This window comes from Streptomyces xanthii (assembly GCF_014621695.1).
Classification (GTDB): Bacteria; Actinomycetota; Actinomycetes; order Streptomycetales; family Streptomycetaceae; genus Streptomyces; species Streptomyces xanthii.
The window spans coordinates 1,712,915-1,725,890 of record NZ_CP061281.1 but is presented as its reverse complement, the minus strand read 5'-3'; the positions used below and the strand labels follow the sequence as shown (position 1 = coordinate 1,725,890).

The window sequence follows — 12,976 nt, the reverse complement described above, 5'->3', positions numbered from 1 at the left end:
GCGGGAGCCGGAGCGGTGAGGCAATAGGCTGGGAGCGGCCCGGGGGCGTTGTGACCGCGGGCCCGGCACGGCCGGTACCTCACCGGCACCTCAGAGGACTCAGGGGAGACACACCTATGGCACCGGGCCTTCCTACCGCCATGGACCGACCGCACTTCATCGGCATCGGCGGCGCCGGAATGTCGGGCATCGCCAAGATCCTCACCCAGCGCGGCGCCCGCGTCGCCGGCAGCGACGCGCGCGAGTCCGCGACCGCCCAGGCCCTGCGCGCGCTCGGCGCCACGGTCCACATCGGGCACGACGCCGCGCACGTCGCGCCCGACGCGACCGCGATCGTGGTCTCCTCCGCGATCCGCGAGGACAATCCGGAGCTGGCCCGCGCCAAGGAGCTCGGCATCCCGGTCGTGCACCGCTCCGACGCCCTCGCCGCCCTCATGGACGGCCTGCGCCCCATCGCGGTGGCCGGTACCCACGGCAAGACCACCACGACGTCGATGCTCGCGGTGTCCCTGTCCTCCCTCGGCCTGAACCCGTCGTACGCGATCGGCGGCGACCTCGACGCCCCGGGCTCGAACGCGCTGCACGGCGAGGGCGACATCTTCGTCGCCGAGGCCGACGAGTCGGACCGCAGCTTCCACAAGTACACGCCGGAAGTCGCGATCATCCTCAACGTCGAGCTCGACCACCACGCCAACTACGCGTCGATGGACGAGATCTACGACTCCTTCGAGACCTTCACCTCGAAGATCGTCCCCGGCGGCACCCTCGTCATCGCAGCCGACCAGGCGGGCGCCGTCGAGCTCACCCGCCGCATCCGCGACACGACGTCCCTCAAGGTCGTCACGTACGGCGAGTCGGAGTCCTCCGACATCCGCATCCACAAGATCACCCCGCGCGGCCTCACCAGTGAGGTGACGGTTCTGCTCGACGGGAAGCTGCTGACCTTCACCGTCTCGGTCCCCGGCCGCCACTACGCGCACAACGCGGTCGCGGCCCTCGCGGCGGGCGTCGCCCTCGGCATCCCGGCCCGCAACCTCGCCTCCGCCCTCAAGGCGTACACCGGCGTCAAGCGCCGCCTCCAGCTCAAGGGCGAGGTGAACGGCGTGCAGGTCATCGACTCGTACGCGCACCACCCCACCGAGATGACCGCCGACCTGGAGGCCATGCGCTCGGCCGCCGGTGACGCCCGCCTCCTCGTCCTCTTCCAGCCGCACCTCTTCTCCCGCACCCAGGAGCTCGGCAAGGAGATGGGCGACGCCCTCGCCCTCGCCGACGCCTCCGTGGTCCTCGACATCTACCCGGCCCGCGAGGACCCGATCCCGGGCATCACGAGCGCCCTGATCATCGACGCGGCCCGCGCCGCGGGCGCCGACGTGCAGGCCGCGCCCGACAAGGACGCCGCCGTCGCCGCGATCGCGGGAATGGCCAAGCCCGGCGATCTCGTTCTCACCATGGGCGCGGGCGACGTCACGGACCTCGGCCCGCGGATCCTGACCCACCTGGAGGGATGAGCACATGTCGTACGACGTCGAGAAGCCGGACGAGCAGTGGCGCGCGGAGCTGAGCCCGGCGGAGTACGCGGTACTGCGCCAGGCCGGCACGGAGCCCGCCTTCGTCGGTGAGTACACGGACACCAAGACGCAGGGCGTCTACTCCTGCCGCGCCTGCGGCGCCGAGCTCTTCACCTCCACGGAGAAGTTCGAGTCGCACTGCGGCTGGCCGTCCTTCTACGACCCGAAGGACTCGGACGCCGTGGAGCTGATCGAGGACCGCTCGCACGGCATGGTGCGCACCGAGGTCCGCTGCTCCCGCTGCGGCTCCCACCTCGGGCATGTGTTCGAGGGTGAGGGGTACTCCACCCCGACGGACCAGCGGTACTGCATCAACTCGATCTCGCTGCGTCTGTCGCCGACGGAGTAGCCGGTCAGCTCCGGGTCACCCGGAGCTCCTTGATCCCGTTGATGAAGTTCGACACCAGCCGGCGCGGCGGCTCCGCGAGCCGCAGCGCCGGCGCCGCCCGGCCCAGCTCCTCGTGGAGCACCCGCAGCTGAAGCCGCGCGAAATGCGCGCCGAGGCACACGTGCGGGCCGTCACCGAACGAGACGTGCGGGTTGGGGGAGCGGCCCAGGTCCAGGCGGAACGGGTCGGGGAAGACCCGCTCGTCGTGGTTGGCGGACGCGTGGAACACGACGACCTTGTCGCCCCGCGCGATGCGCGTGCCCGCGAGCGTCGTGTCCCGTGCCGCCGTGCGGCGGAAGGTCAGCACCGGCGGGTGCCGGCGCAGCAGCTCGTCCACGGCCGTCGGCACGTCGGCCCGGCACGATCGCAGCCGCTCGTACGCGGACGGGTCATCGGCGAGGAGCGCCACGCCGCCGGGGGCCGCGCTGCGCACCGTGTCGTTGCCCGCGATCGTGAGCAGGAAGAAGAACATCTGCCGCTCGCCCGGCGTGAGATCCGGGTCCGTCGCGAGCGTCGTCATGATGTCGTCGGCCGGGTGCGCGCGCTTGTGGGCCGACAGTTCGTCCGCGTACGCGAACATGTCGGCCAGCGCCGAAGGGGAGCGCGGGTTCACCTGCGGGCCGCCGTCCGCGGACCCGGCCGCCTCGTCCGGGTCCTGGTAGCCGATGACCCGGCGCGTCCAGTGCAGCATCAGGCCCCGGTCGGACTCCGGCACGCCGAGCAGGTCCGCGAGATTCAGCAGCGCGTAGTCGTCGGTGACCGTGCCGACCAGGTCCACCGTGTCCGCGCCGTCGGGTTCGAGGGCCTTGGCCAGCAAGGACGCCGCCCGCTCGCGCACCGACCTCTCGAACGCCTCCACGCGGCGCGGCGTGAACGCCCGGCTGACCAGACGGCGCAGCCGGCCGTGGGACGGCGGATCCTGGTTGAGCATCATGCCGCGGATGAACGGCAGGTCCGCCGGGTCCGGGTCGCGGATCTGGGTGGCGCCCAGGAACGACGAGTACGTCCGCGCGTCCTTGATGACCCGCACCACGTCCGCGTGCCGGGTCACCGCCCAGAAGCCGGGGCCCTCGGGCCAGCCGAGGACCGCCGGTTCCGCCTGCCACGCCACGGGGTGACGGTCGCGCAGGACGCGGTACCGGTCGTGCGGGACGCCGTGACCGTACAGCCGCGGGTCGAAGACGTCCGGCACCGCGCCGCTCACGCGCCGTCCGCCCGCAGGAAGTCCTCCACCACCCGGATCAGCGCGAGCGGCGCCTCGTCCATCGCGTAGTGCCCGCACACCGGCAGGTCGACGAGCTCGCCGCGGGTGAACCAGCGCAGCCACGTGCCGCGCATCAGCTCCGCCGACAGCGCCGGGTCGAGCTGACCGGTGACGGTGAGCGCGGGGGTCGTGCAGCCCTCCAGGTCGGTGTGGAAGTCGTCGCCGGTCCACGAGTCGAGCCAGGCGCGGAACGCCTTGACGTCGCTGACCGCCAGGGAACGCTCCACCATCCGGTCCAGCCACGCCGCCGGGCGGACGCCGCCCGTCGTGACGTCGAGGATCGCGCGGCGGTGCTCCGGTTTCGTGTCCGCCGTGGGGAACAACTCCCACTGCTCGGGCGGCAGTTGCAGACCCGACGCCGGGACCGGCGAGACGCCCGCGAGCCGCCGCACCCGGTGCGGGGCCGTCGCGACCACGCGCTGCGCCACGCTGCCGCCCATCGAGTGCCCGATCAGCGAGAAGCGCTCCCAGCCGAGCCGGTCCGCGAGATCCAGCACGTCGGCCGCGCCCTCGGCGGTCGTGTACGCGCCCGGGGTGTCCTTCGCCTCCCCGTAGCCGCGCAGGTCGACCAGCGCGTACTGGAAGGAGGAACGGTCCAGATCGGGGACGACCGGCGCGTAGGCGGAGCGGTCGGCGAACCAGCCGTGCACCGCGATCACCTTGTGCGGACCGTCGCCGTGCAGTGCGTGCGGCAGGACAAAGGAGGAGGCCACGTCGACTCCCGGGGATGAGGGGCGGTGCCGGACGCCGTCCACGGTGACGCGGGGCCGCGAAGGCCACAAGAGGGCGCGCGGGGGCGATCGGCGACAATGGGGGGCGTGACCTCCCGCGAGACCCCCCGCACCACGCCCGACACCACCGCCGCCACCGCCCCCGAAGCCTCCGGCACCGGCCGCCGGCGCCTCGATCTCGTCGCCGACTGCGGCGACTGCTTCGGCCTGTGCTGTGTCGCGCTGCCCTTCGCCAAGTCCCACGACTTCGCGGCGAACAAGGCGGCGGGCTCACCGTGCCGCAACCTCCAGGACGACTTCCGGTGCGGCATCCACGCCTCGCTGCGCGACCGCGGCTACCCGGGGTGCACCGTCTTCGACTGCTTCGGGGCGGGCCAGAAGGTCTCCCAGGTCACCTACGAAGGCGTCAGCTGGCGCGAACGGCCCAAGACCGCCCGGCAGATGTACGAGGTCTTCCCCGTCATGCGCCATCTCCACGAGCTGCTCTGGTACTTGAGCGACGTCCTGGACCTCGACCGGGCCCGGCCCGTGCACCGCGACGCCGAGCGGGCCCGCGCCGACCTCGAGCGGCTCACCCGCGCGAGCGCCGGGGAACTGCTCGCCGCCGACGTGCCCGCGATCCGCGACGAGGTCAACACGCTGCTGCTCAAGGCCAGCGAACTCGTCCGCGCGCAGGTGCCGGGCCGCAGGAAGAACCACCGGGGCGCCGACCTCGTGGGCGCCCGCCTGCGCAAGGCCGACCTGCGCGGCGCCACCCTGCGCGGAGCCCTCCTCGTGGCCGCCGACCTGACCGGCGCCGACCTGCGCCACGCGGACCTCATCGGCGCCGACCTGCGCGACACGAACCTCACCGGCGCCGACCTCACCGGCGCCCTGTTCCTCACCCAGGCCCAGCTCAACGCGGCCCGCGGCGACGCCACCACGCGCGTACCGCAGGGCCTGAACCGGCCCGCGCACTGGGGCTAGCGGCCCGCCGGCGGCCCGCACACCGGGCCCAGCGGCCCGCTAGCCGCACACCGAGGGCAGCGCGCGGGCCAGCGCGCCCGCGTGGAGCGCGTCGAACCCGTGCGTGTGCGCCGCGCGCAGAGCCGCCGAGGCCAGCAGCGGCGTGCAGGCAGGTGACGTACGGGCGGGGGCCGTCGCGCGCAGGGCGTCGAGGAGGGCGACCGTGATGCGGTCGAGCGCCGGGCGGACCTCCTTCGCCAGGTCCGGGCGCTCGGCGGGCCGCTCCTCGGGATGCGCGTCCCAGCGGGCGTACAGGCCGCGCTGCACCTGCTTGTTGGCCTCCATCTGGTCACGGAACACGGCCTGCGCCCACGCGGGGTCCAGGCCGAGCGCCACCGCCCGGCGGGCCACGTCGTCGAGGACCTGCCGCTCGCGCGCCGGGTCGTCGATCGGGGCCGGCGTGCCGTACTTCGCGGCCGCCACCTTGTCGGCGAGCGCGAGCCGGTCCGCCGCGAGCGAGGCGACCTCGGTGAGAGCGTGCGGGGCCGCGCGCGCCGTACGCGGCACGGGCGCGGCGGCCGCGGACGACGCGGTCGCGGCAGAAGCGGTCGCGGGGAGCGCCGCGCCGCCCAGGGCGAGCACGGCGGCGCAGCCGGCGGCGAGCAGGCGAGGGGACAGGCAGGCACGTACGGGCGTCTTCGGCACGGGACGTGTATAGCGCGCCGCCTTCCCGAAGTCGCCCCGAACAGGCGTCCGTTCACGCGATAGGACGATCATGTGCTCCGCTGCGGATGGGTGGAACGGGCCCCGGGTAGGGCCGCGCACATGACTGAGCCGTCCTCGCAGCCGTTCCACCTGCCGCGCTTCTACATGCCGTACCGCGCGCGGCTCAACCCCCACCTCGACGAGGCGCGCGCCCACTCCACCGCGTGGGCGCGCGAGATGGGCATGCTGGAAGGAAGCGGCGTCTGGGAGCAGAGCGACCTCGACGCGCACGACTACGGGCTGCTGTGCGCGCACACGCACCCCGACTGCGACGGCCCCGCGCTGTCGCTGATCACCGACTGGTACGTGTGGGTCTTCTTCTTCGACGACCACTTCCTGGACATGTACAAGCGCACCAACGACCGGGAGGCCGGCAAGCACCACCTGGAGCGGCTGCCGCTCTTCATGCCGATGGACCTCGCTACGGCCGTGCCCGAGCCGGAGAACCCGGTCGAGGCCGGTCTGATCGACCTGTGGCGGCGCACCGTGCCCGCCATGTCCCTGGAGTGGCGCCGCCGCTTCGCCGAGTCGACCGAGCACCTGCTCAACGAGTCGATGTGGGAACTGTCCAACATCAACGAGGGGCGGATCGCCAACCCCGTCGAGTACATCGAGATGCGCCGCAAGGTGGGCGGCGCCCCCTGGTCGGCCGGACTCGTCGAGTACGCGACCGCCGAGGTCCCCGCCGCCGTCGCCCGCTCCCGGCCCCTGCGCGTCCTCATGGAGACGTTCTCCGACGCCGTCCACCTGCGCAACGACCTCTTCTCCTACGAGCGCGAGGTGCGCGACGAGGGGGAGCTCAGCAACGGCGTCCTCGTCCTGGAGACCTTCTTCGGCTGCACCACCCAGGAGGCGGCCGAGGCCGTCAACGACGTACTGACCTCGCGCCTGCACCAGTTCGAGCACACCGCGCTCACCGAGGTGCCCGGCCTCGCCGCCGAGCACGGACTCACCCCGGACGAGGTCGCCGCCGTCGCCGCCTACACGCAGGGACTGACGGACTGGCAGTCCGGAGGCCACGCCTGGCACATGAAGTCCAGCCGCTACATGAACAAGGAGGCGCCGCCCGCCACCGCGCCCCTGTTCGGGCCGGCCGGCCTCGGCTCCGGGACCACCGACGTGGTCGGGCTCCTCAAGGACCTGGGCGCGCAGCGACTGCGCGCCTACACGCACGTGCCGTACCAGAAGGTGGGGCCGTCCCGGATCCCGGACATCTACATGCCGTTCGCACTGCGGCTCAACCCGGAGCTGGACGGCGCCCGCGCCCGGCTCGTGCCCTGGGCGCACCGCACGGGCATCCTGTCCGAGGGCGTCTGGGACGAGGACAAGCTGGCCTCCTGCGACCTCGCGCTGTGCGCGGCGGGCATCGCCCCCGACAGCGACGCCGAGGCCCTCGACCTCAACGCCCAGTGGCTGGCCTGGGGCACGTACGGCGACGACTACTACCCGCTGGTCTTCGGGCACCGGCGCGACCTGGCCGCCGCCAAGGCGTGCACGGCCCGGCTGTCCGCCTGCATGCCCGTCGAGAGTCACGAGCCTGCGGTGGTGCCGGTCAACGCCGTGGAGCGCGGCCTGATCGACCTGTGGCGGCGTACCACCGCGGCCATGACGCCCGACCAGAAGCGCACCGTGAAGGCGTCCGTCGACGTGATGACGGAGAGCTGGGTGTGGGAGCTCGCCAACCAGATCCAGAACCGGGTCCCCGACCCGGTCGACTACCTGGAGATGCGCCGCGCCACCTTCGGCTCCGACCTCACGATGAACCTGTGCCGCATGGGCCACGGCCCCGCCGTCCCGCCCCAGGTGTACCGCAGCGGACCCGTGCGCGCCCTGGAGAACGCGGCGGTCGACTACGCCTGCCTGCTCAACGACGTGTTCTCGTACCAGAAGGAGATCGAGTACGAGGGGGAGATCCACAACGCGATCCTGGTCGTGCAGAACTTCTTCGGCATCGACTACCCGCGGGCGCTCGCGATCGTGAACGACCTGATGACCCAGCGGATGCGGCAGTTCGAGCACATCGCCGCGCACGAGTTCCCCGTCCTCTACGACGACTTCCGGCTGTCCCGGGAAGCGCGCGCGGTGATGGAGGGATACGTCCAGGACCTGCGGAACTGGACGTCCGGCATCCTCAACTGGCACGCCGAGGTGGACCGTTACCGGGCCGGCTACCTCGCCGGCCGGGCCCACGGCTTCGTGCCCGACCGGATCCCCGCGCCGCCGCCCGGCGGTTTCCGGAACTTCGCGTCCGGAATGGGTGGTTCAGGGAACTTCGCCGGAACTCGTGTCGTCTAGGGAGGTGAGAGCGCCGCACGGCGCGGCTCACGGCCACTGACCGGCCGTACAACGGGGGAATCGAGAAGAACACACGGGGGTGTTCTTGCCTTGACCGACATCATCGAGCACACACAGACCGGCACCGCGTCCGACCCGGCGTCCGACCCGGCGTCCGGGGCGGGGACCGGGGGAGCGGAACTGGCGCCGTACGTCGCGCCGTTGACCGTGCCGCCGGTGCTGCGGCCCGCCGCCGGGGACGTGCGCAGGGAGACCGAGATCGCCCTGCGCCCCACCTGGCAGCGGCTGCACCCGCAGCTCCCGCCGACCCTCATGTGGGGGTACGAGGGCACGGTGCCGGGCCCGACCATCGAGGTGCGGCGCGGACAGCGCGTGCGCATCGCGTGGACGAACCGCATTCCGAAGGGCGGCGCGTACCCGGTCACGGCGGTGGAGGTGCCCATCGCCGCACCGAGCCCGACCACCCGTCCGGGCCGCGAGGGCGTGCCGCCGAACGAGGACGTGGCCGCGCTGCCCGCCTGGTCCGTGACCCATCTGCACGGCGCCCAGACGGGCGGCGGCAACGACGGCTGGGCGGACAACGCGGTGGGCTTCGGTGACGCCCAGCTCGCCGAGTACCCGAACGACCACCAGGCGGTGCAGTGGTGGTACCACGACCATGCCATGAACATCACGCGGTGGAACGTGCAGACGGGCCTGTACGGCACCTACCTGATCCGGGACGACGAGGAGGACGCCCTCGGGCTGCCCTCCGGGGACCGTGAGATACCGCTCCTGCTCGCCGACCGGAACCTGGACACGGACGAGGACGGGGCGCTCAACGGGCGGCTGCTGCACAAGACGGCCGTCGTCCAGGCGGCGAACCCGGAGACGGGCAAGCCGGTCTCCATCCCGTTCACCGGCCCGTACACGACGGTCAACGGCCGGATCTGGCCGTACGCCGAGGTGGACCCGGCCTGGTACCGCTTCCGTCTCGTCAACGCGTCGAACGCGCGCATCTTCGACCTCGTCCTCGTCGACGAGGACGGGCAGGCGGTGCCCGGGGTCCTGAAGCAGATCGGCAGCGACGGCGGCCTGCTGCCGCGCCCGGTGCCGGTCGACTTCGAGGGGGCGCTGCCGGTGCTCACGATCGCGCCGGCCGAGCGGATGGACCTGCTGATCGACTTCGGGGCGCTCGCCGGCCGCCGCGTCCGCCTCGTCAACAAGGGGCCGGGCGCGGCGCCGGGCGTGCCCGATCCGGCGGGCGACGTGCCGTACCCGCACGTGCTCGAGTTCCGCGTGGGGACCTCGTGCGCGCCGGACCCGTTCACCCTGCCCGACGTGCTGTCGGGGTCCTTCCGGCGGCTGACGCACGACATCGAGCACGGGCACCGGCTGATCGTGCTGACCCCTCCGGCCACGAAGGGCGGCGGCGGTCACCCCGAGATCTGGGAGATGACCGAGATCGAGGAGCCCGAGGGGCTGAGCCTGCCCGCCGAGGGCATCATCCAGGTCGCCGACGCCGAGGGGGCGGTGAAGACCTACCGGCGCACCGCGCGGACGTTCAACGACGGGCTCGGCTTCACCCTCGCCGAGGGCTCCCACGAGCAGTGGAGCTTCCTGAACCTCGCGGTGAACCCGCCGGTCGTGCACCCCATGCACATCCATCTCGCCGACTTCCAGATCCTCGGCCGCGACGTGTACGACGTCACCGGCTTCGACGCCACGACGGGCGGCACCGCGAAGCCGGTCCGTCCCGAGCCCGGCGGCGCGGTCCCGGTCCCGCCGAACGAGCAGGGCCACAAGGACGTCTTCCGCGCGCTGCCCGGGCAGATGCTGCGTGTCATGGGGCGCTTCGACGGGGCGTACGGGCGGTTCATGTACCACTGCCACCTGCTGGAGCACGAGGACATGGGGATGATGCGGCCGTTCGTCGTGATGCCGAAGGAGGCGCTGAAGTTCGACCACGGCGCCGGGCACGGCGGAGACCACGGAGGAGGTCACGAGGAAGGTCACGCGGGCCACGGGGGATAGCCGGGGCGGTCGTGCCGGGCCGTGCTCGATCACGGCCCGGCATGCTCACTCGTTCGAGGAACGTGGCGCGCCCGCCCGGAGGGTAGAGCTCCGGCCGGGGGACGGGCGAGCTACGGAGGCGAGCGAGCTATGGAACAGACCGCGTTGCGTCCCAAGTCCCTGCCGGGGTCCGGTCCGGCGGGAGGCTCCGGTGGCCGCGAAGACACCAGTGGTACGGATCGGGAGCCGCGGCCCAGGCGGCGGCCGCACGCGGCGCGGCGGCGCGGCCGGCGGCTCGTCACCTGGCTGACGGGGCTGTGCTGCGCCGTGGTCCTGGTGCTCGCCGGGATCGGCCTCGGCACCGTCGGGACCGGTGTCATCGCGCTGAGCAGGATGGCCGAGATGCGGGAGGCACAGCAGGCGGCGCCCCCGGGCACGGGCGGGACGGCCGGGACGCCTGGGGCCCCGGGGGCGTCGGGACCGGCGTCCGCGCGGCAGTCCGGACCGGCCGGTTCGGCCGGAGCCGCCGCGTCGCCCGCGCGGTCGGCGGCGCCGGGCCCGGACCGGGCGCCGGCGCGCGCCGGCCTCGGCCTGGAGGTGGTCGACGCACCCGGCGGGCCCGGGGCGCTGGTCGTGGCGGTGCACGTGCCGGGGCCCGGCTACACGGCCGGGCTCGTGCGCGGGGACGTGCTGCTGCGGCTGGGGGCGGACGAGATCGGCTCGGCGAGCGACCTCGCCGCCCGCGTCGCGGAGGCCCGGCCGGGCCGCGAACTGCGGGTGAAGGTCCGTCACGGCGACGGCGGGCGGCAGGACCTGACGGTCGTGCCGGGCGTCGTCACCTGAGGCCTCCCGGCAGGGGGCGCCGGGTTCAGACGGTGCGGAAATGGGTCGTCAGGCGGTGCGTGTCGTCCAGGACGTGGAAGGCGAGGCCCACCAGGGCGTCCCGGTCCGCGATCTGCTCGCCCTCCCAGGGCAGGCGCAGGGTCCAGGTGACTCCGGGGCCCACGAGCAGCGGCCGGCCCGCGAAGGAGGTCGCCGCCGGGCTGTGGGCGTGGCCGGTGATCAGCGCGACGATCTCCGGGCGCCGCTCCAGGAGCCGGGCGAGCCGGCCCGGGCGGCCCAGCGGGTAGCGGTCCGGGAGCGGGTGGTGCAGGGCGACCGGCGGGTGGTGGAAGGCGAGCAGCACCGGGGTGCCCCCGTCCAGGGCGTCCAGCTCCGCCTCGATCCATGCGTACGTCGTCTCGTCGAGGTCGCCCTCGTCGGCGCCCGGCACGCTGGAGTCGCACATCAGGAGCGCGGCACCGCCGATCCGGTGCGCCCGGTTCACGGGGCCGTCCGCCGGGGGCTCGCCCAGCAGGGCCTTGCGGTAGGCGGAGCGCACGTCGTGGTTGCCGGGGCAGGTCAGGACGGGGAAGGGCAGCGCCGGTCCGCCGCGCAGCCCGAGCAGCGCGGCCGCCTCCTCGTACTCGGACTCGGCGCCGTGGTCGGCGATGTCGCCGGTGACCAGGAGGGCGTCGACCGGTCCCGGCAGGGCCCGCAGACGCTCCGTCACCCGGCGGGCCCGTTCGCTCGCGCGCGGCGTGCCGTCGAGGTGCAGATCGCTGATCTGGGCGAGTACGAGCATGGCGGGAGGTCCTCCACGGGCTGACAGGGTCCGGCACGCGCCGACGCGTCCCGTTCCGGCATGGTTCTAATGGGTCGAGCTGATTCAAGCATTAGTGTTAATGGTTGGGCAATGGCCAAGCGTTAACGAGGGTGGAGGTGGGGCCGTGTGCGCGGGAACCGGCTCGCGCGGTCCTGCGAGGGCGGGCAGGATGCTGCCCGTGGACGTATCGTTCCGCTCCGCGACGATCTCGCGATGGACACCGCTCACCGTATGGAGGCACCGGACATGACGACCGGCACACCCGCGCCCTTCACCGCCGCCGACTACAAGGCCCGGATGGACCGTGCCGCGCAGTCGGCCGCCGACGCCGGGCTCGCCGGAGTGCTCGTCGCACCCGGCCCCGACCTGGTCTGGCTCACCGGATACCACGTGACCGCAGAGACCGAGCGGCTCACCCTGCTGGTCCTGTCCGCGGGCCAGGAGCCCACGCTCGTCGTGCCGACCCTGGAGGCGCCCGACGCCGCCCGGTCCGCAGGCGCCGCCGCGATGACCCTGCGGGACTGGACCGACGGCAAGGACCCCTACGAGGTGACGGCCCCGCTGCTGGACGGCGCGGGCCGCTTCGGCGTCAGCGACAACGCCTGGGCCATGCACCTGCTCGGGCTGCAGAAGACGCTGCCCGACAGCTCCTACGTGTCCCTCACCGAGGCCCTGCCGATGCTGCGCGCCGTCAAGGACGCCGCCGAGCTGGAGCGGCTCGCGGCGGCCGGCGCCGCCGCCGACGCGACGTACGAGGAGATCAAGAAGGTCGCCTTCGCGGGGCGCAAGGAGAACGACATCGCGCGTGAACTGTCCGACCTGCTCAAGCGGTTCGGGCACTCACAGGTCGACTTCACGGTCGTCGGCTCCGGTCCCAACGGCGCCAACCCGCACCACGAGGCGGGCGAGCGCGTCATCGAGCGCGGCGACATGGTCGTCCTCGACTTCGGCGGCCTCAAGCACGGCTACGGCTCCGACACCAGCCGCACCGTCCACGTCGGCGAGCCCACCGCCGAGGAGCGTGAGGTCCACGACATCGTGCGCGCCGCGCAGAGCGCCGCCTGCGAGGCCGTCCGGCCCGGCATCGCCTGCCAGGACGTCGACCGCGTCGCCCGCAAGGTCATCACCGACGCCGGGTACGGCGAGTACTTCATCCACCGCACCGGCCACGGCATCGGCGTCACCACGCACGAACCCCCGTACATGATCGAGGGCGAGGAGCAGGAGCTCGTGCCCGGCATGTGCTTCTCCGTCGAACCCGGCATCTACCTGCCGGGCCGCTTCGGTGTGCGCATCGAGGACATCGTCACCGTCACCCCGGACGGCGGCCGGCGCCTCAACGCCACCGCGCGGGACATGGCGATCGTGGACTGATCCGCC

At 73.1% G+C, this 12,976-nt stretch carries 11 protein-coding genes; 7 read left to right on the top strand and 4 right to left on the bottom strand.

The genetic code is table 11. The features are described from left to right. The first annotated feature begins 116 nt into the window (after positions 1 to 116). Both murC and msrB read left to right on the top strand, forming a co-directional pair. Entirely contained in the window at positions 117 to 1,511 is a 1,395-nt protein-coding gene (murC, locus tag IAG42_RS07935) for a UDP-N-acetylmuramate--L-alanine ligase (protein WP_188336319.1), read from the top strand. A gap of 4 nt (positions 1,512 to 1,515) precedes the next feature. After that, positions 1,516 to 1,920: a peptide-methionine (R)-S-oxide reductase MsrB gene (gene msrB, locus IAG42_RS07930; protein ID WP_188336318.1), complete on the top strand. Its 405-nt coding sequence runs from the start codon at positions 1,516 to 1,518 to the stop codon at positions 1,918 to 1,920. A 4-nt stretch (positions 1,921 to 1,924) separates the two neighbouring features. Here msrB and IAG42_RS07925 read toward each other — a convergent pair whose 3' ends face one another. Together IAG42_RS07925 and IAG42_RS07920 are read right to left on the bottom strand one after the other, a co-directional pair. Further along, positions 1,925 to 3,163 (bottom strand): cytochrome P450, encoded by a 1,239-nt coding sequence (locus IAG42_RS07925; protein WP_188336317.1) that lies wholly within the window; start codon positions 3,161 to 3,163, stop codon positions 1,925 to 1,927. Beyond that, positions 3,160 to 3,936, bottom strand: coding sequence for an alpha/beta fold hydrolase (locus IAG42_RS07920; RefSeq protein ID WP_188336316.1), 777 nt, complete (start codon positions 3,934 to 3,936; stop codon positions 3,160 to 3,162). Before IAG42_RS07920 ends, IAG42_RS07925 begins: the two co-directional genes overlap by 4 nt. 96 nt (positions 3,937 to 4,032) lie before the next feature. Here IAG42_RS07920 and IAG42_RS07915 point away from each other — a divergent pair, with 96 nt between their 5' ends. Beyond that, on the top strand, positions 4,033 to 4,920 hold the full coding sequence (locus IAG42_RS07915) for a pentapeptide repeat-containing protein (RefSeq protein ID WP_188336315.1): 888 nt from the start codon (positions 4,033 to 4,035) through the stop codon (positions 4,918 to 4,920). Positions 4,921 to 4,959: 39 nt separating this feature from the next. Here IAG42_RS07915 and IAG42_RS07910 read toward each other — a convergent pair whose 3' ends face one another. Then, positions 4,960 to 5,604, bottom strand: a complete 645-nt coding sequence (locus IAG42_RS07910) for a chorismate mutase (protein ID WP_223205900.1) — start codon at positions 5,602 to 5,604, stop codon at positions 4,960 to 4,962. 120 nt (positions 5,605 to 5,724) lie between these two features. On the opposite strand from IAG42_RS07910, the gene cyc2 reads away from it, so the two are divergent. The 3 genes from cyc2 (at position 5,725) to IAG42_RS07895 (ending at position 10,794) form a co-directional block, all read left to right on the top strand. Next, positions 5,725 to 7,959, top strand: coding sequence for a germacradienol/geosmin synthase Cyc2 (cyc2, locus tag IAG42_RS07905; protein ID WP_223205899.1), 2,235 nt, complete (start codon positions 5,725 to 5,727; stop codon positions 7,957 to 7,959). Positions 7,960 to 8,049: 90 nt separating this feature from the next. Continuing rightward, positions 8,050 to 9,972, top strand: a complete 1,923-nt coding sequence (gene phsA / locus IAG42_RS07900; RefSeq protein WP_394811197.1) for an O-aminophenol oxidase PhsA — start codon at positions 8,050 to 8,052, stop codon at positions 9,970 to 9,972. A 129-nt stretch (positions 9,973 to 10,101) separates the two neighbouring features. Beyond that, a complete protein-coding gene (locus IAG42_RS07895; RefSeq protein ID WP_188336313.1) occupies positions 10,102 to 10,794 on the top strand; it encodes a PDZ domain-containing protein in 693 nt (230 codons plus the stop codon). Positions 10,795 to 10,819: 25 nt separating this feature from the next. Here IAG42_RS07895 and IAG42_RS07890 read toward each other — a convergent pair whose 3' ends face one another. Further along, positions 10,820 to 11,575 (bottom strand): metallophosphoesterase, encoded by a 756-nt coding sequence (locus IAG42_RS07890; RefSeq protein ID WP_188336312.1) that lies wholly within the window; start codon positions 11,573 to 11,575, stop codon positions 10,820 to 10,822. A gap of 267 nt (positions 11,576 to 11,842) precedes the next feature. On the opposite strand from IAG42_RS07890, the gene IAG42_RS07885 reads away from it, so the two are divergent. After that, positions 11,843 to 12,970, top strand: coding sequence for an aminopeptidase P family protein (locus IAG42_RS07885; protein ID WP_188341246.1), 1,128 nt, complete (start codon positions 11,843 to 11,845; stop codon positions 12,968 to 12,970). The last annotated feature ends 6 nt before the right edge of the window (positions 12,971 to 12,976 follow it).